The sequence below is a fragment of the Chryseobacterium sp. sg2396 genome, assembly GCF_042610505.1.
Taxonomy (GTDB): domain Bacteria; phylum Bacteroidota; class Bacteroidia; order Flavobacteriales; family Weeksellaceae; genus Chryseobacterium.
In genome coordinates this window covers 288,904-309,973 of sequence record NZ_JBHGAQ010000003.1, presented here as the reverse complement: position 1 = coordinate 309,973, position 21,070 = coordinate 288,904, and the positions used below count along the sequence as shown (strand labels likewise).

Here is a 21,070-nt window from a genome sequence, read left to right as displayed (position 1 = left end):
AATAAAAATGCTCATTTTCAACATGCTTTAATTCTTTAAATCTAAGCAGTAAATGGAAATGATTCGGGATTAAGCGTAAGCATATATTTCAGCAACAGGGATTATATATTTTAAAATCTTCTCTAAAAAATATCTGTAATTTTCCTCTTCCCTGAAAATTAAATCTTTTCCATTAGCATGAGTGTAGATATGATAAACATATCCACACTCAAAATTATCGATGTTTGTGTTTTTTTTCATTTTTGTGTTTTTAAGTAAGGGATCTACTGAGTAACTCTAAACCTCATAGGTTTTGAAAACCTATAAGGTTTGTGTTAGGTTTAGAGAGGCCTAACTTTCAAAGTTTATTTCACGTCATCCCAAATACTGTAATCGATAATTTTAGTTGGAACCTGTTTTACATATTCCGTAAACGGCTCGCAGGGCAGAATAGCATCTTTCCCTTCCCTGGCCAGTTCCTGATACAGTTTTGTTCCTTCCGTTTTCCATTTGATCATCTCATCGGAAACGTCGCGGATGATTTTTGCCGGACTTCCGACGATAAGTTTCCGGGCTTCGCATCTGAAGTTGGCGGGAACAAAAGCCAGCGCGCCAATGATACATTCATCACCTATGACCGCTTTGTCCATCACCACCGCATTCATTCCCACCAGGCAATTTTTTCCAATATGTCCGGAATGGATGATCGCTCCGTGGCCGATGTGCGCCGATTCTTCCAGAATGGTTTCAATGCCCGGGAAAACATGCAGCGTGCAGTTTTCCTGTACATTGGCGCCGTCTTTCACGATAATTTTCCCCCAATCGCCGCGGATGACCGCATTGGGACCGACGTATACTTCTTCACCGATTTCCACATTCCCGATAATCACCGCCTGCGGATGAACGTAAGCGGAAGGTTTAATGATCGGCCGTATGCCGTGGTAGGAGTAAATATTCATAAATTTTCTGTTAAAAATTTAATGTAACAAGGGATCAATATACCAGTTTACAAATGGATGCTTCGACAGGCTTAGCATGACATTACGCAAAAGTTGTTTCACTGCTACATTGTTATACTGTTACATTGATAAATTGTTATATTATTAAAAAGTTACACTTTTTCAATAACCATTGCATAACCCTGTCCGACACCGATACAAAGGGTACACAAGGCGTATTTCTTATTCTGTTTCTGCAATTCCATCGCGGCCGAACCGATAATTCTCGCTCCGGAAACGCCCAGTGGATGACCGATGGCAATAGCACCTCCGTTTGGATTGACTCTGGAATCATCGTCTTTCAGACCTAACGATCTTGTCACCGCCAAAGCCTGGGCAGCAAATGCTTCGTTCAGTTCGATGACATCCATATCTTCCAGTGACAGGTCCAGTCTTTTCAACACTTTTTGGGCGGCTTCTACCGGACCGATTCCCATAATTCTCGGCTCTACACCGGCAACGGCTGATCCAAGGATTTTAGCAATCGGCTGTAATCCATATTTCTGCACCGCTTCTTCGCTGGCTAAAATTAATGCGGCGGCGCCGTCATTCATTCCTGACGCATTTCCGGCGGTTACCGTTCCGCCTTCTTTTCTGAAAGCCGGACGAAGTTTTGCCAGGCCTTCCATGGAAGAAGTCGGTTTGATGAATTCATCTTTATCGAAAACTTTAGGTTCTCCTTTTTTCTGCGGGATTTCCACTTGTACAATTTCTTCTGCCAGTCTTCCGCTTTCCTGCGCTCTGGATGCTTTCTGCTGAGACCATAAGGCAAACTGGTCCTGGTCCTCACGGCTGATCTGATGCATATCAGCCAGGTTTTCCGCAGTCTCTCCCATGCCGTCCACGCCGTACATTTCTTTCATCTTTGGGTTGACAAACCTCCATCCGAAAGTGGTATCGAACATCTGGCTGTCCCGGCCGAATGCTGTGCTCGGTTTCGACATCACGTACGGTGAACGCGTCATGTGCTCTACGCCCCCAGCAATATAGATTTCCCCTTCTCCGACAGCAATAGCACGGAAAGCATTGGCTACGGCAGACATTCCCGAAGCGCACAGTCTGTTTACGGTTTCACCCCCGATTTTATACGGTAGTCCGGCCAGCAGCAGGGCCATTCTCGCCACGTTCCGGTTGTCTTCACCGGCCTGGTTGGCGCATCCGAAGATCACATCCTCGATTTCCTCTACCGGAACTTCCGGGTTTCTCGCGATGATTTCTTTGATGACAATAGCTGCCAGATCATCGGCTCTTACTTCTGAAAGGCCTCCGCTTAACTTTGAAATGGGAGTCCTGATGTAGTCTATGATGTATACGTTGTTCATAATTTAATGTAACAATTTAGCAATGTAACAGTGCAACAATACTAAATGTCTTGTTTTTTATTTAAACTTGTACTTAATATTTTATATAATTTTTCCTATTTCTGTAACTTGATATTCCAATTTTTTATCAAATGGATATGTGCTGGAATATTTACAGAGATAGAGCCAATATTTTGTTTCTTCTAATTCTTTAGCCGCAATTTTTATTTTACTGATAAAATCATTTTTACTATGCGGATTTTGTGCTTCAAATGCATTAGCTCCAATACTTGTACCGGAACGCAGCAGCTGTTTGGCAATAACAAACTTTTTCTTTTCTTCCAACAGTTCTCAGAATTCAATAATATTTAAAGAAAACTGTACACTTTTTTCTATTAATGGACTATTTCCAAAATTGATCATTTGTGTTAATTTAATTGTTTTATTTATCCACTATTATATATTATTACATTGCTATATTGTTACATGGAGCTAAAGTTCCGTTACCTTTTTCCCTATTTTGTAAACAGTCCCCACAAATTTGGCAACCAGTTCATTATTCTGATTGGTAATTTTAATGTCGTAGACTGCCGTTTTCCGGGTTTCGTTGGCTAGAATGCTTTCTGCCCTGAAAACATCGCCTTCTTTCCCGGCTTTGGTAAAATTGATGACGCAGTTTAGGGCTACGGCGGCGTCTCCCGAATTGTTGGAAGAAAAGGCCAATGCCGAATCGGCGAAGGCAAAGGTAACGCCTCCATGTACCGTTTTCAGCCCGTTGATCATTTCTTTTTTAACGGGCATTTCGATCAAACAATAGTTTTCGCTAACGTCGATCAGTCTGATATCCATCCATTGGGAAAACGCATCCTGACCGAGCATATATTCTGCAACCTGTTGTGGTGTCATTTAGTCTTATTTAAATTTTTAAATTTCAGTACGTCTTTCCAAGTATAATCTCTGCCATCCAAGATGAAAAAACCTAAAAATATAGAGAGGAAATAAAATACAAAACCAAATGCACTCAGGCTTTCTTCATCATCCCATCCGAACTTATAAAAAAGAAGCTTTACCAGAAAGAAACAGGAAGTGAAAATAATTGCGTTCACCAGGGAGCGCAGGACATTTTTCTTAGTCAATATTCTTTTAAGCATGATTTCAGTTTTAGATTAAAGTATTTACTACTGTATGATTTCTTCATATAATTCATCAGCTAAACGGTCGTAAATACTCATGGTTTTCCCCAGAATAACCTGGCCATTGGAAAGGTTTTTCGGATCGCTGTTATTTTCATTAAGATCAGACGCCTCCAGATCAATGCCTTCCTCATCTACCATTTTTTGAACGAGCACTTTGTATTTTATATTAAATTTCGACAATATTTCAAGCCGGTCCTGATCGCTCTCTATCGAAGAAAGTTCCTGAACCAGATACTCTTTTTCGATACGCAGCCTGATTTCCAGTTCGGCTCTGAATTCTTCTATATGCATCAAAACTTTAATTACTTCATTATATATCTTTCCAGTCAGGCTTTTTTAAATACTGTTTCCATCTTTATCGAAATTCAATACATTTGATATTTCTCTTAACTGAAAAAGTTCAAAACTTACCTTGTGGATTTTAATTCCATTTAATATTCTTAATTGCCTGTTAGCCTATAATTTATCTTTCTTTTCCGTATCAGTATTTGTTATTTCAATAATCGGAGTTTTCTTTTTTAACCTACTCATGAATAAATTTTGCAGATCTCGGATATTTCTGTTAAATTTTTCTGCTTAGGCATGAGATTAATGCTTTTTAATTCTTCAAAATCTCCTGTCAGTGTTTCGTCTATCCAACCTTTATCAAAAAGGATTTTAATATTTTCAACGAAATCCTTTTGAACGAATGGAAATACATCCGCAACAAACAAAGAGAAGAATTCTTTTGAAATGATATTATCTTCTTCTTTGGCGTTGATATAAACAGACAAACAGTAATTCCACATGTCATGGATATCAGCCTCTTTAAACGATGCCTGTACCATAGCAGATAAGACGGCTCCTTTGGAAAACGAATAAATACCCGGTTTCAACAAGAAGTCTTTAAGCGTTTCCCTCTTATTTTCAGAAAGCACAAAAATCACTTCCCAAAGGTATTCGGAGAGAAAATCATCTAACCAGAATTCAAGAAAATCTTCATCATTGCTTATAAAATCCAGAATGTCTTCTAAAGCTTCTTCAGCCTTCAGTTCTCTCAACAACAATAGCACATGAATCGGAAATGGGAAATCGGTTCCCAAAGACAGGAAATGGTGGTAACGGTTTTCGGCATCTTTTAAAAGCTTCCGCAAATCATTGATAACCGAATTTCTATCCAAAGACCTGACTTCGTCTGTAAAAGCTAAATTACCTTTGTAAAGTTTATATAATTCTTTGTTCTGAAGAGCTGGTTCTACTTCAGAAGAATCCATCTCAATAATTTTTTCAGGAAGAGGTTCCAGATCATAATCCCTGAAATCCGGCAGGCTGTGCATCATTAATCTGTTTTCAAGATCATCGATGTAACCTTTCTCAGCATCCATGGAATGAAGAAGCTGTAGTATTTCCACCACATTCTGCTCGTTGTTTTTTTTAAGTTCGATCAAGGCCCGGATATAATAAAAAGTCTGAACCTGAGTATAATGGAAAATTTGCTGTCCGGGTAGCAAATCCGATACATTTTCAGCATATCCGAATACACTTTCCGCCAAATCGATTTCATCATTATCCATATAAAATCTGGCCAGGCTAACTTTTCCAATAATATAGTCAGGATGTTCTTCAACGGTCTTCAGGAGAATGTTTTTCAAATCATTTTTTCTGTCGAGTCTTTCAAAAGCTACTGCAAGAAAATTTTTGAATTCGGGAATCCTTGGAAATTTAACGATTAATTTTTGCAGATCTTCAGCCACCTTCCATGCAATTTTACTTTTTCTTACTTTCTGAAAAAATTCCTCAATTTTTTGTAATACAAAAGGTGGATAGTTTTTCGTATCCGTATCATAATCGATTTTTATTTTATCTATTGAATATTTACTTGCCACTTGAATTGTCTATATTAATACGATCAGAATTTATCTAATAAAAAATTGATGGGAAAATCATGAAATCATTTTTCTCAGCAACGGACTTTGTCTGTAGCGGTCTTCCTGGTATTCCTCATAAAGATTCTGCAGGGTTTCGGAGATTTTTGCATATCCGATTTCTTCTCCCCAGGCCAGTAATCCTTTCGGGTAATTAACCCCTTTTCGCATGGCCAGTTCAAGGTCCTGATCACTGGCAACCCCCAATCTTTTGGCTTCTACCGCTTCATTGATCAGCATGGAGATGATTCTCAGGAAAATCTGCTGATAAAGCGAATCATCTTTCTGAGGTTCAGGTTTAGCAGCTCCTTCTGCATAATCATAGAAGCCTTTCCCGGTTTTCCGGCCGTGTAATTTGGCTTCGGACATTCTCTGCTGAAGCAGGGACGGCTTGTATTTCGGGTCGTAGAAGTATTCTTTGTAAACCGTTGTGGTAACGGAGAAATTCACATCCACCCCGATAAGGTCCATTAACTCAAAAGGACCCATTTTGAAGTTACCCAACGTTTTCATGGCATCATCTACCTGTTCTACCGTTGCGATATTTTCTTCCACAATTCTCAATCCTTCCCCGTAATACGGACGGGCAATTCTGTTTACGATAAATCCGGGAATATCTTTGGCGATCACCGGCGTTTTTCCCCAATCCTTCATGAGGTTGTAGATTTTTTCCGGTAATGCTTTTTCAGTTAGTAATGATGGAATCACTTCCACCAGCGGCATCAGAGGAGCCGGGTTGAAGAAGTGAATCCCGATGAACCGTTCCGGATGCTTTAGCTCTGCGCCAAGCGATGTGATGGAAATGGAAGAGGTATTTGATCCGATGATGCAGGTTTTAGAAACATAGGTTTCCAGTTCCGTAAAGACTTTGGTCTTGATTTCTTTATTTTCGATGATGGCCTCAATGATGAGTTCACAGTCTTTGAAGTCCTTCAGTTCTGTCGCGATGGAGATATTGGCTAAAATTTCAGTCATTTTCTCACCTGAAATCTTCTGCTTGTCTACCAGTTTGGTCAGTGTTTTTTCCAGACCGAGGGTTGCCGTTTCCACCTGTTTGGCATTTGCGTCATACACCAAAACTTTACATCCGTTCGTCGCAGCTACCTGTGCGATGCCAATTCCCATGGTTCCGGCACCGATGATTCCTATATTCATAATGTAACAGTATATCAATGTAACAATGTAACAATAAGATTGGCAAACTGATACACTGGTTGCATTGTTATATTAATTTATTTTCCTTTATATTCAGGTTTTCTTTTCTGTAAAAATGCATTTACGCCTTCTATGAAATCTTCTGTTTCTGCGGCTTCCTGTTGAAGGTCGGCTTCGAGTTCCAATTGCTCTTTCAATGTATTATTGTAAGAATTGGCGAATGCTTTTTTGGTGAGCTTAAAGGCTGCAGTCGGCATGTTGGACATTCTTTCGAGAATTTCCATTGATTTTGAATTAAATTCCTCCTCTGTAAAAACCTCAGCCACAAGGCCGTAGGCTTTCGATTCTTCAGCAGATAATTTTTTCCCGGTAAATGCCAGATAATTCGCCATTTGTCGACCCAATAATCTTGGTAAGAAATACGTTCCTCCGGTGTCCGGAATCAATCCGATATTAGAGAAAGCCTGGGAGAAATACGCTTTATTGTTGGCAAGTACAAAATCACAGATCAACGCCAGCATGGCTCCGGCACCTACGGCAGGACCATTAACCAAGGCCACGACCGGTTTCTTGCAACGCGTCAGTTCCAATACCAACGGATTGTAATAATCGGTTACGATTTTCCGGATAATGTCGTGATCGTGATGTTCGTTACCGGTTACAAAGGCATCATCCAGGTTCTGGCCTGAACAGAACGCTCTTCCTCTTCCGGAAATAGCGACACAGCGAACGGCAGGATCATTGCTGCATTCTCTGATGAAATCTTTCAGATCCGAAAGCGATGGCTTGGTCAGCGCGTTCATGGTTTCCGGCTGGTTGAGGTAAGCGATTTTCAGCTTTCCTTCGAAATGCGTTTCGATATCGAGTTGGGTGTACATAGTTTTTAATTTTATGATTAAACAAATATAAAATAATGTAACAATGTACCAGTACAATAATCTATCAATATACCAGTTTAACAATGTAATACTTATAATTCGGTCTGAATTTTATTGGTTATTTTCTACATTGATGTATTGTTACATTGGTATATTTTTACATTGTTATATTAATTTTAGTGGCATTTAAAATAATCAAACGGCTCAAGGCAGTCCAGACATTGGTAGGAAGCCTTACACAAGGTCGATCCAAACCTGCTGATCTGCTTGGTGTGCTCCGAACCACAGCGTGGACATTTTTTCGGCTTTCCGATATGATGCTCGTCGGCTCCTTTTTCGGGTGGCGTGATTCCGTAAGCTCTCAGCTTTTCCCGGGCTTCATCCGTGAGCCAGTCGGTTGTCCAGATCGGGAACATTTTGGTCACCACTTTTGCGTCCCAGCCGTTTTCCTTCATGATCTTGATAATGTCTTCCTCGATGGTAAACATAGCGGGACAGGCTGAATACGTGGGCGTGATGGTTACTTCGCACGAATTCTCGCCGGTAACTTTCGCTGCTCTTACAATGCCCAATTCCACGATATTGATCACGGGGATTTCCGGATCGGGAACCATTTCTAATATGTCTAAAGGATTTCTCAATCTTTTTAATTCTGAAAAGTTTTTAAACGCAAAGTGCGCTAAGTTTTTTTGACAACTAACTGTTTTTAAGTTCGCAAAGGCGTTCTACTCAGCAAAGCCATCAAAGTATACTTTTAACAACAGTACAGATTGTTACATTGTGAAACTGCTGCATTGTTCCATTAATCTTACCAAGTACATCCCGGATACGCTCTCTGTATATATTGCAGTTCGCAAAGCATAAATCCGAAATATTCCGTATGATATCCGGTTCTGGATTTCGGCTGCATGAAAGGGTTGGAAGGGTATTCCAGTCCGTATTCGGCAAAGTCTTTTTTAGTGATTGCTAAGAACTCTTCGTAAAGAGCATCTGTATTCGGAGCTATGTTCAAAGCTACCAGATCATCCTCGCCTTCGGTTTTGGCAAATAAGCCTTTGGTATATTCCCAGATATTCTCAATGGCTTTCTCAAGACGGGATCTGCTTTCTTCCGTTCCCTGAGCGAAAATTTTCATCCACGAAGCAGCGTGGGTGTAATGATACCGTACCTCTTTCAGAGACTTCTGGGCAATAGCGGCCAATTCTTCATTTGCCGAATTGGACAATGCTTCATACATCAGCTTTTGGTATACTGCGAAAACATAGACTTTCAGAATGGTATGGGCATAATCTTCATTGGGAAGCTCAACCCAGTGGGCATTGACATATTCGTGCTCGTATCTTAAGAAAGCCAGATCGTCTTCGGTCTTACCGTTATCGATAACCCTTGAAGCGTACACATAAAAGTTATTGGCCTGCCCCAGTTCATCCAGCGCGATATTCGTTAACGCAATATCTTCTTCCAGATAAGGCCCTTCGCCACACCACGCCGACAACCGCTGCCCCATGATGAAGCTGTCGTCTGCCAGTTTTAATAAATAATTATATAATGGGTTCATTATTTTAGCTTTTGGCTTTTGGCGTATAGCTTTTGGCAAATGGCAAGAAGCTAACAGCCAACTGCTGTTTTACATATTTTTTACATCGTTCGGGATATCATAGAAAGTTGGGTGACGGTACAGTTTATCGTCTGCCGGATCGAAGAATGCTTCTTTATCCACGCCTTCCGAAGTCACTATATATTTGCTTGGCACTACCCAAACAGAAGTTCCTTCTTTTCTTCTGGTATAAACGTCTCTCGCATTCTGCAACGCCATTTCGGCAGTCGGTGCCTGTACGATTCCTACGTGTTTGTGGGACAATCCCGGTTTAGTCTGAATAAACACTTCCCACATATCTAAATTTGCCATATTCAAATTAATTTTACAATGTATCAATGTACCAATTTTACTCCATGAAATGCTTCGACAAGCTCAGCATGACAATAATTGTTACATTTTTACATTGGTATATTGTTACATGATTATATTACTTCTTTTTGTTGTTTCTCTGCAAAAGCGGCAGCTGCTTCTTTCACCCAGGCGTTTTCTCTCTGCGCCTTTCTTTTGGTTTCGATGCGTTTTTTGTTGCATGGCCCGTTTCCTTTCAGGATTTCCATAAATTCATCCCATGGCAGTTCCCCGAAATCATAATGCTGTCTTTCTTCATTCCATTTCAGGTCTTTATCCGGAATGGTAAGGCCTAAGAATTCAGCCTGGGAAACCGTAACATCAACAAAACGCTGACGCAGGCTGTCATTACTTTCTCTTTTAACCCTGTAATTCATGGAGATCTTAGAGTTTGGCGAACTGTCGTCATTCGGCCCGAACATCATCAAAGCCGGCCACCAAAAACGGTTTAACGAAGCCTGCGCCATTTCTTTCTGCTGCTTGGTTCCGCGGCAAAGGGCCATCAGTATTTCATATCCCTGTCTTTGGTGGAAAGATTCTTCCTTACAGATCTTCACCATTGCTCTGGAATAAGGCCCGTAAGAATTTCCCATCAGCATCACCTGGTTCATGATCGCAGCACCGTCTACCAGCCACCCGATCGCGCCTATATCCGCCCAGCTCAGTGTTGGATAATTGAAGATGCTTGAATATTTGGCTTTTCCGGAAAGCATATCTTCATAGGTCGCATCACGATCGGCTCTGATGCTTCCGTCACCTAAAGTTTCGGTAGCGGAATATAGGTATAATCCGTGTCCGGCCTCATCCTGAACCTTAGCCAGCAAGGCCATTTTCCTTCTCAATGAAGGTGCTCTGGAAATCCAGTTGGCTTCCGGTAACATTCCCACGATTTCAGAATGCGCGTGCTGTGAGATCTGACGAACCAAAAGCTTCCTGTAATCATCAGGCATTACGTCTTTCGGTTCCACTTTATTTTCTTCATGTACGTATTGTACGAATTTTTCTAAGTCCATAATTAAAATTTTTTAAATTTTAAAATGTAGCAATGTATCAGTTGAACAGTCTGGCAATTATTGTTACATTGGTAGACTGTTAAATTGGTATATTAATTACACATCATAATTCAGCATCACCACATTGGTTGTCGGGTGACACTGGCAGGTGAGTACATAGCCGCGGGCTACTTCTTCCTCGGTAAGCGCGTAGTTTTTCTCCATGAAGACTTCCCCTTCGAGAACTTCGGCTTTACACGTACAGCACACTCCTCCTTTGCAGGCAAACGGCACAGGAAGATTGTCCTTTAATGCTTTATCTAAGATACTTTCTTTTTTTGAATTCAAATGGAATGAATATTCATCGTCATCAATGATCACTGTTACCATACTTTCGATATTGGCAATGGCTTTGAATTCGTCGCTCATTTCCTCCGTATTTTCTTCATCCGGAGCGGTAAAATATTCAAACAAAACCTGAATGGCCGGTACTTTTTTATCCTTTTTCAGGTAATCTGCCACGCTTTTGATCATTTCTGCAGGGCCGCAGATGAAGTAAGTAGATTCCTTCACATCGATCTCGGGGTGTCTTTCAAACAGCTGTTCCAGTTTATCCGGACAGATCCTTCCTTCAAACAGTTCATCCTCGTGCTTCTCGCGGCTAACCAGGTAAATGACTTTCAGCCTGCCGTTGAACTTTTTCACCAGTTCTTCAATTTCGGCTTTCTTCATCACATGGCTCATGCTTTTGTTGCTGTAAAACAGATACGCATTGGAATTAGGTTCCTGGTAAAGGCTTTCCTTTATATTGGATAAAACCGGAGAAATTCCGCTTCCCGCAGCCAGTCCGATATAGGTTTTCACATTGGTCGGGTGATAAGACGTATTGAATCCACCCATCGGAGGCATCACTTCCAGCAGCTCATCCATATGAAGATGTTCGTTGAAATACCCGGAAACTTTTCCGCCTTCCAGCAATTTCACCAATACTTCCAGCGTATTGCTTTTTTCGCTCGGCGCATTGCAAATGGAATAAGAACGTCTTTCTTCATTTCCGTTGATCATCATCCGGAAATTAAGATACTGCCCCTGCCTGAACCTGAATTTATCCTTCAGTTCCTCAGGGATTTCAACAGCTACATTCACTGCATCGCTGGTATCTTTCTGAACTTTTACCGTTTTTAGTTTGTAAAATGAATTCATTTATTTTTTAAGTATTCTGTTAATTTTTCCACCTTCACATTTCGGAAGGCTGTCCTGGGCGTGAATTTTCACTTTCGTGGTGATACCCACCCGTTTTTTTATTTCGTTCTCTATAGTTTTTCCGAAATTTCCGACAAAAATAGTATAATCGTCGGTATTTAAACTTAAATTTTGCGTTCTTACCAAGTCATCATCCACTTCTACATCAATATCCAGTGCAACGCACATCTGTTCTTTCTCTACCGGTGTCAGGTAATAATTCGGAACTACGCCGGGAATATGGGAAAAAGCTTCCTCGATCTGACTCGGATATACATTGACGCCTCTTACGATCAGCATATCGTCCGCCCTTCCCAGTATCGGTTTCATTTTTACCATCGTCCTCTTTCCTTTTTCATCGTAATAGAGGCTGGTAATGTCGTTGGTCCAGTAACGAAGCAGCGGCATGGCTTTCTTTGTTAAGGTCGTTATCACCAGAACGCCTTCTTCCCCGAAAGGAACCGGCTGTTTTGTGATCGGGTCTAAAATTTCAGGATAAAAATGGTCTTCCCAGATGTAGGAACCTCCCTTTTCTTCAAAGTCTTCTACGGATACACCCGGGCCGATAATTTCACTGAGTCCGTAAATATTGGTGGCATGGACGCCCAACCTTTCTTCAATGTGATGCCTGATGATTTCCGTCCAGGGCTCTGAACCCAGCACCGCATATTTCAGGCTGATCTCTTCTGCGGAAATTCCACGGCGGGCAAATTCATCGGCAATGGTTAGCGCATACGATGGCGAACAGCAGATTACTTCAGGTTTAAAATCGATAATTAAATCCACCTGTCTGGCCGTCATTCCTCCTGAAATCGGCAGCACGCTCATTCCTAATTTCTCGGCTCCGTAATGAAGTCCCAGTCCTCCGGTGAAAATCCCGTAGCCATAAGCATTGTGCAGCAGCATGCCCGGTCGGGCTCCGGCCGCATTAAGTGATCGTGCGACCACTTCACTGAACAGGTCTACATCTTCTTTTGTGTACCCTACCACTGTAGGCTTACCGGTTGTCCCGCTGGAGCAGTGAATCCTCTGCAGTTCACTTTTAGGAACCGTACATAATCCGAACGGATAATTATCCCTAAGATCCTGTTTGTAGGTAATCGGCAGTTTAGCAATGTCGTCAATGGATCGAATATCTTCCGGTGAAAGTCCTGACTCCATTAATTTCCCTGCATAAAACTCCGATTTCTCCCCCAGATACCGTACCAAACGAACCAGCCGCTCAGACTGCAAAGCCCGCAACTGATCTAATTGTAAATATTCCACTGAAAAATCCATATCAACTCAACTAACTAACATTTGTTAGGTGTAAATGTAAAAAGATTTTTTGTTTCTGCCAAATTTTTATGATTTTCGTCATGTAGGACTCTTAGCATTACGGAAGATGAGTTTTAGCACATAAGAAACATGAGATTTTCAGGTAAAGCTTGGCGCATATTTTAGAGCACATTAAAGAAAATCAAAGATTTTCATAAATTGTATCCTTACATCTGATATCCGGCGGCTGAGCGGAGCCGAAGCCACCTTATTATCTGTGAAAATCCGTGTCATCCGTGTGAAAATATTAATCACAAAAGCCGCAAAAGATATTCGGGTCGAACAAGAAAGCTAAATATAAAATGTATAAAAGAGCACAAAATTTAAAAAAAATCTCTGATTTTTTTTTATGTATTCTAAAATATTTTCAGCCTATTTAAAATTCTTTCTGTGACTTATGTGTCAAAAATAAACGCAGCCATCCGGGAAAATCCGTGCCATCCGTGGGAAAATTAAAAGCCGGCTTTAAACATTACGTTTTCCCAGCAATCCGAAAAGGATCTTATCCCGGATCTCTGCCGTAATTTCCGTAGTGGATTCCGTGTTCCTTTTAAACCAGAAATAAGAATTGTTTAAGGTATGGAGAATGAATCTTGTGGTAAAGGACGGGGAACGGATCTCCCACTGCTCCGCTTTGTAAATATCGGAAATCAGCTGTTCCACTTCCTGCTGGTAGTTTTTCCGTAATTCCAAGAATTCGGGCAGCCTTTCTTCCAGATGCTTCCATTCGTTGGAATAGATATGGGTCACATCCCGGTTCTGTAGGACTACCGATAAATGCTTTTCAATAAACAGATTGAGTTTTTCCCTCGGCGCAATCTCGGTATTTTTTACTTCCTGAAGTTCGTCAAAAAAATCCTGCGCAATGCCAAAGCAGATCCACTCCAGGATTTCTTCTTTAGAACGGATGTGCGCATATAAAGAAGCTGCTTTAATATTCAGCCGTGTCGCCAGATCACGTACGGAACTTCCCATGTAGCCTTTCTCTTTGAAAAGTTCTACGGCAACGTCCAATATTTTCTTCTGTTTTTCTTTAAGTTCCATCAGGTAAAACGCAAAAGTACTTATTTTGGTTGTAAAACGGGATTTTTGGGATATGATTTTTGAAAGAGCACCAATTTAGACTGGAAAAAGAACGACGGTGCAGGAAGTTTCTTCTACTAAAATTACGGCTGAACCAAATTCCTTTACACCGTTTTGACTTTGCTTAAAACTTGCCGTGCGAATTATCCCATCAAAATCTTTTCAATTTCGCCGTCTTTTGAAAAAGAATTTGCTCATTATTGATTAAGATTTAGTTTAAGATACTTTACAAACTGACTTTTATTCCGGAAATCTTTTGTTAAAATATTAAATGTAGGAAAATTTGACCAGTGACCTTTAACTAAAAATGAAAAATCCGGAAAATTTGTCTCCTATTTTTGAAAAATCAACAATTGAATACTTTTTGCGATATAGCTCACGAATTAAATGATTAAATACGATGGAGGGCATCAGAAGTTAGAAAATCAGATTTTTAAAATTAACATTTTATTAAATACTTATGGTCTGAAATCTGATGTCTGAAATCAAAGCAAAAACTGAATAACATCAAAAATATAGAGATATGAATTTAAACCAATATACTGTAAAATCGCAGGAAGCCATCCAGGCCGCACAACAGGTAGCCATGGAATTCGGCAACCAGAGTATCGAGCCACAACATCTTCTTGAAGGTATTTTTCAGGTGGATGAAAATATTTCGCCGTTCCTGCTGAAAAAATCCGAAGCGGATGCCGCTTTGGTGAGGGAGCGCAACCGTGAAAACTTAGAGAAACTTCCAAAGGTGCAGGGAGGAAACATTTATCTTTCCCAATCCGCCAACAAAGTGTTGCTGGATGCCCCGAATATTGCCAAAAAAATGGGCGATGAATTCGTAACCATTGAGCATTTATGGCTTTCCCTGATCGAAACAAATTCGGAAGTATCCAAGATGCTGAAAGATATGGGCGTCACCCGAAACCTGCTGGAAGGCGGAATCAAAGAACTGAGGAAAGGCAGCAAGGCGACTTCTGCAAGCTCGGAAGAAACTTACCAATCCTTAAATAAATATGCCAAGAACTTCAACGAATTGGCTGCAGAAGGCAAACTTGATCCGGTGATCGGACGTGATGAAGAAATCAGAAGGGTACTGCAGATTCTCTCCAGAAGAACCAAAAACAACCCGATCCTGATCGGTGAACCGGGTGTGGGTAAAACTGCCATCGCGGAAGGAATAGCACACAGAATCATCAGTGGCGACGTTCCGGAAAACCTGATGGATAAAACATTGTATTCTCTGGATATGGGAGCTTTGATCGCCGGTGCCAAGTACAAAGGTGAATTTGAAGAAAGGCTGAAATCGGTGGTTAATGAGGTGATCAAATCCGACGGGCAGATCATTCTTTTCATCGACGAGATCCACACTTTGGTGGGAGCCGGAGGCGGTGAAGGCGCAATGGATGCAGCAAATATCCTTAAACCGGCGTTGGCAAGAGGAGAATTAAGAGCCATCGGTGCGACGACCCTGAACGAATATCAGAAATATTTCGAGAAAGATAAAGCCCTGGAACGACGTTTCCAGAAGGTAATGGTGGAAGAGCCGGATACCGAATCCGCCATTTCCATCCTCCGTGGAATCAAGGATAAGTATGAGGCACACCATAAAGTAAGAATTAAAGACGAGGCGATTATTGCTGCCGTTGAAATGTCGCAGCGGTATATCTCCGACCGATTTTTACCGGATAAGGCGATTGACCTGATCGACGAAGCTTCCGCCAAGCTGAGAATGGAAATCAATTCCAAACCGGAAGAACTTGATGTCCTGGATAGAAGGCTGATGCAGCTGGAAATTGAGCTGGCCGCCATTTCAAGGGAAGGCAACCAGACCAAAATCGACCATTTAAAAGAAGATATTGCCCGGATTTCCGAGCAGCGGAATGAGATCAACGCCAAATGGCTGAAAGAAAAGCAAAAGTCTGAGGATTTAACCCAGATTAAAAAAGAGATCGAATCCCTGAAACTGGAAGCGGAGAGAGCTTCAAGATCCGGGGATTACGCCAAAGTAGCGGAGATCCAGTACGGTAAACTTCGTGAAAAAGAAGATGAGCTTTCTAAACTTGAGCTGGAAATGCAGAACCACCAGAATGAGCTGATCAAAGAAGAAGTGACTTCCGAGAATATCTCCGAAGTAATTGCTAAATGGACCGGCATTCCGGTAACCAAATTGCTGCAGTCAGAGAGGGAAAAACTGTTAAGTCTTGAAACCGAACTTCACCACAGGGTAGTCGGACAGGACGAAGCCATTACAGCAGTAGCCGATGCGATCCGAAGAAACAGAGCCGGATTGAGCGACGATAAAAAACCGATCGGATCATTCCTGTTCCTTGGAACTACCGGGGTTGGAAAAACCGAGCTGGCCAAAGCATTGGCAGAGTTCTTATTTGACGATGAGAACAATATGACGAGAATCGATATGAGTGAATATCAGGAGCGCCACAGCGTTTCAAGATTAGTCGGTGCGCCTCCGGGATATGTAGGATATGATGAAGGTGGGCAGCTGACAGAAGCTGTCAGAAGAAGACCCTATTCCGTAGTGCTTCTGGACGAAATTGAAAAAGCGCATCCGGATGTTTTCAATACATTGCTTCAAGTTTTAGATGACGGACGTTTGACCGATAATAAAGGAAGGGTGGTGAATTTCAAAAACTCCATCATCATCATGACCTCAAATTTAGGCTCACACCTGATCCAGGAGAATTTTGAAAATATTACCGATGAAAACCAGGATGAGATTGTTGATAAAACAAAAGATCAGGTTTTCGACTTACTGAAACAGACCCTGCGTCCGGAATTCCTGAACAGAATCGATGAGGTCGTACTGTTCCAGCCGCTACGGAAAAAAGAGATCGGAAAAATCGTAACCTACCAGCTGAGAGGATTCAATGAAATGCTTTCCAAACGGAACATTATCATGACCGCAACCCAGGATGCCGTAGATTACCTGATGAACAAAGGATACGACCCTGCTTTCGGGGCAAGACCGCTGAAAAGAGTGATCCAGCAGGAAGTCCTTAATAAATTGTCAAGGGAAATCCTCGCCGGGAAAGTAAACGACGGCGACAGAATTACGCTGGATTATTTCGAGGAGACAGGTCTGGTATTCAGACCAACTGATTTATAAGTAGTTTTTTTCATATATATTATTTTTGTAGTAAGTGCCGCAGACAAAATCTGCGGCACTTACTTTTATCCTGCTAAATTTAGAGCCTGTTTAAATTTACCTTTTATATTTTATTAAGAATTTAAGGCATTTTAGCTTAAAAAAATCAATATATCGGTTGCCCGGCGATATTCAATTAAATCCATTGAAATCATCGTATTAAAGTGAAGAATAAACAAAGTTTATTTAATTCAGAAAATTAAGAGAAATGACGGAAAGTTTGCTGAATTAAAATTTAAAAAGGCTCTTAATAACCGTAAAATCCGTAAAGGTTTTTCGACCAACTGTTTTTAATTTGCAAAGACTCCGTCTGGTCTAAGATTTACTTAGCATGAGTACAGTGTTTTTTAATTCTAAAGTAATTTATCTACCTACAGATAACAACACATTTTTTTTTCAGCTAATTCAAAATTTGTTAAACAAGAAACAGTTATCGCGATCAGCTTTATACTAAACTAAATCTAAAATCGGCCAGTCAATTTTAAAATAAAAACCGCTTCGCAGAATCTTAAATTTTAAAGTACATTCACTTATATCGTAACTACAATTGAGATATTTCCCTGTTTTCAAAGAAGTAATTTTTAATGATCAAATCTAAACACGTTCACACATCTATCTATTTAAAGCTAAAATGACACATAACAAAACACAGATTACCATAAAATATTTACAATTAAAATCCGTTTTAAATACACATTGAATAACATATTTCAATAAATACTATTGATCGAATAATAAAATAACTAACAATTTCGTGAAATACTTGCACAGTAATTTCAAAAACTATAATTTCATCTTACGTAACAAAATATATATATCTATGAAAAAGTTATTATTCGGAGCTTTAGTACTTGGCTTCATGTCTGCCTGTAACAGCGACAATCTTTCCAACCAGAATGAAAATTCTCAGGACCTTAGTGCCCCGGTTTCGGGAGCTGCATTAAGAAGGGGCTGTGCTTCTGAAGAAATCAGACAAAACGCCCTCAAAAACAGTTCGGAACTGAGACAGAGATATTCCGAGCTGGAATCAAAAACCTTAAAATTTGAGAACGACCTTAAGCTCGGAAAAGTATTATCTGACGGCTCTGTGGAAATCCCGGTAGTCGTAAATGTTTTATACAGAACCTCTTCAGAAAACCTTTCCGATTCCCGTATTGCAGAGCAGATTGCCGTCCTGAATGCCGATTATGCAGGAAGCAACAGTGATGTTTCTAAAATTCCTACTGAATTCCAGGGCGTAAAAGCAGGCGATGTTAAAGTAAGGTTCAGACTAGCCAATACCGTAAGAAAATCCACGACAAAAACCAGCTGGAGCACCAATGATGCGATGAAAAAATCGTCCAGCGGCGGAATCGATGCCACCAGCCCGTCCAATTACCTGAACATTTGGGTAGTAGGAAATATGGGACAGATCTTAGGATACGCCACCTTTCCTGAATCCGCAGGATTATGGAATGACGGTGTAGTAATTGCCGCTCCGTATTTCGGAAAAACAGGCGCTTCTTCACCGTTTAACTTAGGAAGAACCGCTACCCACGAAGTTGGACACTACCTGAACCTGAGGCATATCTGGGGAGATGCCAACTGCGGAAATGACCTTGTAGCCGACACCCCTACCCAAACCGGGGCCAACTCAGGAAAGCCAAGCTATCCTCTTTACAATACCTGCAGCGGTACCCAAAGATCCGTAATGTTTATGAACTATATGGATTATGTGGATGATGCAGCCATGTTCATGTTCTCTGCAGGGCAGAAATCAAGAATGCAGTCGGTAGTAGCTTCTTCAGGAGCAAGATCCGGGCTGAGACTTTATTAAGCTTTTCACATTAATTTTTATAAAAAACCCGGCTGTTCTTTCTTGAGCAGCCGGGTTTTCTATAGAGTTAAAAGCATTTTTTATTATAAGTTTTTCTGATTGTCTACCGGAGTGTAATCCATGAAAATCCCTCCATCAAACTTTACCGATTTTACCTTCTTCTTAATTGGCACGGTGAGCACCATCTGCTTCTGGTCCTTTTCCCAGACAGCCGGCGAAAAATGCAGCTTTTCGATGGTTCCGTCCTCATAACCGATTTCAGCATCAAAAGGAACTGCAAAACCTCCTACATTTTCAACATTCACAGTAAGAAGATCATTTATCTGCGAAGCATTAGTCACTTTCAGATCGATATAGTTGTTGGTGTAAAACCAGTTGTTAAAGAACCAGTTCAGGTTTTTCCCGGAGCCCGTATTCATCGAATTAAAATAATCCCACGGGATCGGATGCTTACCGTTCCAGTTGTTCATATAATGATGAAGGGCTTTTTTGAACAGGTCATCGCCCAGGTAATCTTTCAATGCCAGATAAGACAGGGAAGCTTTTACATACGAATTGTTTCCGTAGCCGGCACCGCTTACCTGCGTACTCATGGTAATAATGGGCTGGTCTTCTTCCGTGGAAGGATCATTAATCCATCTTTTGACCCTGAAATTCTGATAAAACTCTTTCGCTTTTGCTTCTCCGTTTTCATCAATCCCGATAAGATATTCCAACGTAGTGGCCCAGCCTTCATCCATAAAAGCATAACGCGTTTCGTTGATTCCCATATAGAAGGGGAAATAGGTGTGTGCAATTTCGTGATCTGCCGTAAGCCTTGCATCCTGAAAGTCATCCGGAATGCTTGTATCATTAATCATCATTGGATATTCCATATCGGCATATCCCTGAATTGCCGTCATTGCATTATACGGATATTCTACGCCCGGCCACTTCTTTGAGAACCAATCGAGGTTATATTGCATCCACTCTACATAATGCTCAAAATCTTTAGCTCCGTTTTTATACCCTGCCTGCACGCTGGCCCTTTTCGTTTTCAGCTGTACACTGGCCGCATCCCAGACGTAATGGTTGCTGAGCGCAAAACAGAAATCGGTAATATGGCTGGCTTTGAATTTCCAGGTATTCCATTTATTCTGTTTGGTCACTTTTCCCGACTTCATCTCATGTTCGTTCGCAACATGAATCACCTTATCGCTTTTGAGGGAAGATTTATACCGTTTCAGATATTCCTGCTGCAGGACAGCATCAGGATTCAGAAAATCGCCGGTTGCCCAGACTACATAATTTTTCGGAGCGGTGATTGCAAAACTGTAGTCATTAAAATCGTTGTAGAATTCCTGCCTGTCCGAATGCGGCAGCATATCCCAGCCATTGTAATCGTCGTACACGGAGATTCTTGGGAAAGAATAAGCGACATAGAATGTTTCAGGGTCAATTTGCCCTTCCCTTCCGCTCTGCACCGACAGCGGATACTCCCATTCTATTTTCACTTCCGCTTTTGCTTTGGACTTGAGTGCAGCATTCAGCTTTATTTTTTCCACTGTCCCCCAATCTTTGCTGTTCACCGCATATTTTTCGCCATTTACGACAAACGATTTGAGGTGTAATCCCGATGTCAGAAAATCTTCGGATACCATTCCTGATCTTGGCGCCTGAGGTTTATGCAGGTTATTAACGAACCTTATGGCTAAGTCGTTAAGTGCATTGGGGCTGTTGTTCGTATACACGATCGTTTCTTTCCCTGAAACGATCTTTGAACCGGCATCTACTTTTACCTCAACATTATAAATCCCCTTGTTCTGCCAGTAGTTTTTTCCCGGAGCACCCGATCTGTCACGGGTTCCGTTTTCGTATGCTTTTTTAATATTTCTCGGCATATACAGTTCCTGTGCGGAAAGCTGCCACGAAGTTAAAAGCACAACGCCCAATATAATTCTCTTCATTAAATTATAGGTATTTAATTCAATATAAAAGTACAAAAAACAGCAATACCAGCCTTATTGCCCCTGCAAATTTTTGTACCAGGGAAAAAGACTGTTTTTAATAATTCAATTGCAAATTTCACTACAGGAAAATTGTGGATAACTTGTGGATAAGCCGG

Annotated in this window: 20 protein-coding genes; 2 read left to right on the top strand and 18 right to left on the bottom strand. The window is 41.0% G+C overall.

Annotation, left to right across the window (positions count from 1 at the left end; all coding sequences use genetic code 11):
• Window positions 1–69: 69 nt before the first annotated feature.
• The 17 genes from ACED20_RS04875 to ACED20_RS04795 all read right to left on the bottom strand — a co-directional run bounded on the left by ACED20_RS04875 (window position 70) and on the right by ACED20_RS04795 (window position 13,954).
• Window positions 70–240 carry a hypothetical protein gene (locus tag ACED20_RS04875; protein ID WP_294266407.1) on the bottom strand — a complete coding sequence of 57 codons (171 nt, stop codon included), beginning with the start codon at window positions 238–240 and terminating at the stop codon, window positions 70–72.
• Between the two features lie 104 nt (window positions 241–344).
• Window positions 345–938, bottom strand: a complete 594-nt coding sequence (locus ACED20_RS04870; protein WP_294199555.1) for a transferase hexapeptide repeat family protein — start codon at window positions 936–938, stop codon at window positions 345–347.
• A 152-nt stretch (window positions 939–1,090) separates the two neighbouring features.
• On the bottom strand, window positions 1,091–2,299 hold the full coding sequence (gene pcaF / locus ACED20_RS04865; RefSeq protein ID WP_378103655.1) for a 3-oxoadipyl-CoA thiolase: 1,209 nt from the start codon (window positions 2,297–2,299) through the stop codon (window positions 1,091–1,093).
• Between the two features lie 81 nt (window positions 2,300–2,380).
• Window positions 2,381–2,623, bottom strand: coding sequence for a four helix bundle protein (locus tag ACED20_RS04860; protein WP_378103653.1), 243 nt, complete (start codon window positions 2,621–2,623; stop codon window positions 2,381–2,383).
• A gap of 147 nt (window positions 2,624–2,770) precedes the next feature.
• The gene (locus ACED20_RS04855) at window positions 2,771–3,184 is read right to left on the bottom strand and encodes a PaaI family thioesterase (RefSeq protein WP_378103651.1); all 414 of its coding nucleotides are present in this window, start codon (window positions 3,182–3,184) and stop codon (window positions 2,771–2,773) included.
• Window positions 3,181–3,429 (bottom strand): hypothetical protein, encoded by a 249-nt coding sequence (locus ACED20_RS04850; RefSeq protein ID WP_294321675.1) that lies wholly within the window; start codon window positions 3,427–3,429, stop codon window positions 3,181–3,183. The genes ACED20_RS04855 and ACED20_RS04850 overlap by 4 nt, the downstream gene beginning before the upstream one ends.
• 27 nt (window positions 3,430–3,456) lie before the next feature.
• The gene (locus tag ACED20_RS04845) at window positions 3,457–3,765 is read right to left on the bottom strand and encodes a hypothetical protein (protein WP_378103650.1); all 309 of its coding nucleotides are present in this window, start codon (window positions 3,763–3,765) and stop codon (window positions 3,457–3,459) included.
• A gap of 236 nt (window positions 3,766–4,001) precedes the next feature.
• The gene (locus tag ACED20_RS04840; RefSeq protein ID WP_294199560.1) at window positions 4,002–5,339 is read right to left on the bottom strand and encodes a M48 family metallopeptidase; all 1,338 of its coding nucleotides are present in this window, start codon (window positions 5,337–5,339) and stop codon (window positions 4,002–4,004) included.
• A gap of 57 nt (window positions 5,340–5,396) precedes the next feature.
• On the bottom strand, window positions 5,397–6,533 hold the full coding sequence (locus tag ACED20_RS04835; RefSeq protein ID WP_378103648.1) for a 3-hydroxyacyl-CoA dehydrogenase NAD-binding domain-containing protein: 1,137 nt from the start codon (window positions 6,531–6,533) through the stop codon (window positions 5,397–5,399).
• Between the two features lie 77 nt (window positions 6,534–6,610).
• A complete protein-coding gene (locus ACED20_RS04830) occupies window positions 6,611–7,411 on the bottom strand; it encodes an enoyl-CoA hydratase/isomerase family protein (protein WP_294275617.1) in 801 nt (266 codons plus the stop codon).
• Window positions 7,412–7,587: 176 nt separating this feature from the next.
• A complete protein-coding gene (gene paaD, locus ACED20_RS04825; protein ID WP_378103677.1) occupies window positions 7,588–8,025 on the bottom strand; it encodes a 1,2-phenylacetyl-CoA epoxidase subunit PaaD in 438 nt (145 codons plus the stop codon).
• 194 nt (window positions 8,026–8,219) lie between these two features.
• Window positions 8,220–8,969, bottom strand: coding sequence for a 1,2-phenylacetyl-CoA epoxidase subunit PaaC (gene paaC, locus ACED20_RS04820; RefSeq protein ID WP_294321685.1), 750 nt, complete (start codon window positions 8,967–8,969; stop codon window positions 8,220–8,222).
• A 69-nt stretch (window positions 8,970–9,038) separates the two neighbouring features.
• Window positions 9,039–9,320 carry a 1,2-phenylacetyl-CoA epoxidase subunit PaaB gene (paaB, locus tag ACED20_RS04815; protein ID WP_039364405.1) on the bottom strand — a complete coding sequence of 94 codons (282 nt, stop codon included), beginning with the start codon at window positions 9,318–9,320 and terminating at the stop codon, window positions 9,039–9,041.
• A 113-nt stretch (window positions 9,321–9,433) separates the two neighbouring features.
• Window positions 9,434–10,372 (bottom strand): 1,2-phenylacetyl-CoA epoxidase subunit PaaA, encoded by a 939-nt coding sequence (paaA, locus tag ACED20_RS04810; protein WP_378103647.1) that lies wholly within the window; start codon window positions 10,370–10,372, stop codon window positions 9,434–9,436.
• 96 nt (window positions 10,373–10,468) lie between these two features.
• Window positions 10,469–11,554 carry a 2Fe-2S iron-sulfur cluster-binding protein gene (locus ACED20_RS04805; RefSeq protein ID WP_294221924.1) on the bottom strand — a complete coding sequence of 362 codons (1,086 nt, stop codon included), beginning with the start codon at window positions 11,552–11,554 and terminating at the stop codon, window positions 10,469–10,471.
• Entirely contained in the window at window positions 11,555–12,871 is a 1,317-nt protein-coding gene (locus ACED20_RS04800) for a phenylacetate--CoA ligase family protein (RefSeq protein WP_294221926.1), read from the bottom strand.
• Between the two features lie 504 nt (window positions 12,872–13,375).
• Window positions 13,376–13,954 carry a TetR/AcrR family transcriptional regulator gene (locus ACED20_RS04795; RefSeq protein ID WP_294199114.1) on the bottom strand — a complete coding sequence of 193 codons (579 nt, stop codon included), beginning with the start codon at window positions 13,952–13,954 and terminating at the stop codon, window positions 13,376–13,378.
• 562 nt (window positions 13,955–14,516) lie between these two features.
• Here ACED20_RS04795 and clpB point away from each other — a divergent pair.
• Together clpB and ACED20_RS04785 are read left to right on the top strand one after the other, a co-directional pair.
• On the top strand, window positions 14,517–17,111 hold the full coding sequence (gene clpB / locus ACED20_RS04790; RefSeq protein ID WP_378103646.1) for an ATP-dependent chaperone ClpB: 2,595 nt from the start codon (window positions 14,517–14,519) through the stop codon (window positions 17,109–17,111).
• An 859-nt stretch (window positions 17,112–17,970) separates the two neighbouring features.
• On the top strand, window positions 17,971–18,966 hold the full coding sequence (locus ACED20_RS04785; RefSeq protein WP_294232797.1) for a zinc metalloprotease: 996 nt from the start codon (window positions 17,971–17,973) through the stop codon (window positions 18,964–18,966).
• An 83-nt stretch (window positions 18,967–19,049) separates the two neighbouring features.
• On the opposite strand, the gene ACED20_RS04780 is transcribed toward ACED20_RS04785, so the two are convergent.
• A complete protein-coding gene (locus tag ACED20_RS04780) occupies window positions 19,050–20,912 on the bottom strand; it encodes a M1 family metallopeptidase (protein ID WP_294232794.1) in 1,863 nt (620 codons plus the stop codon).
• Window positions 20,913–21,070 lie beyond the last annotated feature (158 nt).

Bases quoted from the DNA above. Each gene is read 5' to 3' on its own strand.
- ACED20_RS04855 (WP_378103651.1), bottom strand. From the start codon at position 3,184: ATGACACCACAACAGGTTGCAGAATATATGCTCGGTCAGGATGCGTTT.
- paaB (WP_039364405.1), bottom strand. From the start codon at position 9,320: ATGGCAAATTTAGATATGTGGGAAGTGTTTATTCAGACTAAACCGGGA.
- clpB (WP_378103646.1), top strand. From the start codon at position 14,517: ATGAATTTAAACCAATATACTGTAAAATCGCAGGAAGCCATCCAGGCC.
- ACED20_RS04800 (WP_294221926.1), bottom strand. From the start codon at position 12,871: ATGGATTTTTCAGTGGAATATTTACAATTAGATCAGTTGCGGGCTTTG.
- ACED20_RS04845 (WP_378103650.1), bottom strand. From the start codon at position 3,765: ATGCATATAGAAGAATTCAGAGCCGAACTGGAAATCAGGCTGCGTATC.
- ACED20_RS04875 (WP_294266407.1), bottom strand. From the start codon at position 240: ATGAAAAAAAACACAAACATCGATAATTTTGAGTGTGGATATGTTTAT.
- ACED20_RS04830 (WP_294275617.1), bottom strand. From the start codon at position 7,411: ATGTACACCCAACTCGATATCGAAACGCATTTCGAAGGAAAGCTGAAA.
- paaD (WP_378103677.1), bottom strand. From the start codon at position 8,025: ATGGTTCCCGATCCGGAAATCCCCGTGATCAATATCGTGGAATTGGGC.
- paaC (WP_294321685.1), bottom strand. From the start codon at position 8,969: ATGAACCCATTATATAATTATTTATTAAAACTGGCAGACGACAGCTTC.
- pcaF (WP_378103655.1), bottom strand. From the start codon at position 2,299: ATGAACAACGTATACATCATAGACTACATCAGGACTCCCATTTCAAAG.
- ACED20_RS04870 (WP_294199555.1), bottom strand. From the start codon at position 938: ATGAATATTTACTCCTACCACGGCATACGGCCGATCATTAAACCTTCC.
- ACED20_RS04850 (WP_294321675.1), bottom strand. From the start codon at position 3,429: ATGCTTAAAAGAATATTGACTAAGAAAAATGTCCTGCGCTCCCTGGTG.
- paaA (WP_378103647.1), bottom strand. From the start codon at position 10,372: ATGGACTTAGAAAAATTCGTACAATACGTACATGAAGAAAATAAAGTG.
- ACED20_RS04785 (WP_294232797.1), top strand. From the start codon at position 17,971: ATGAAAAAGTTATTATTCGGAGCTTTAGTACTTGGCTTCATGTCTGCC.
- ACED20_RS04835 (WP_378103648.1), bottom strand. From the start codon at position 6,533: ATGAATATAGGAATCATCGGTGCCGGAACCATGGGAATTGGCATCGCA.
- ACED20_RS04795 (WP_294199114.1), bottom strand. From the start codon at position 13,954: ATGGAACTTAAAGAAAAACAGAAGAAAATATTGGACGTTGCCGTAGAA.
- ACED20_RS04805 (WP_294221924.1), bottom strand. From the start codon at position 11,554: ATGAATTCATTTTACAAACTAAAAACGGTAAAAGTTCAGAAAGATACC.
- ACED20_RS04780 (WP_294232794.1), bottom strand. From the start codon at position 20,912: ATGAAGAGAATTATATTGGGCGTTGTGCTTTTAACTTCGTGGCAGCTT.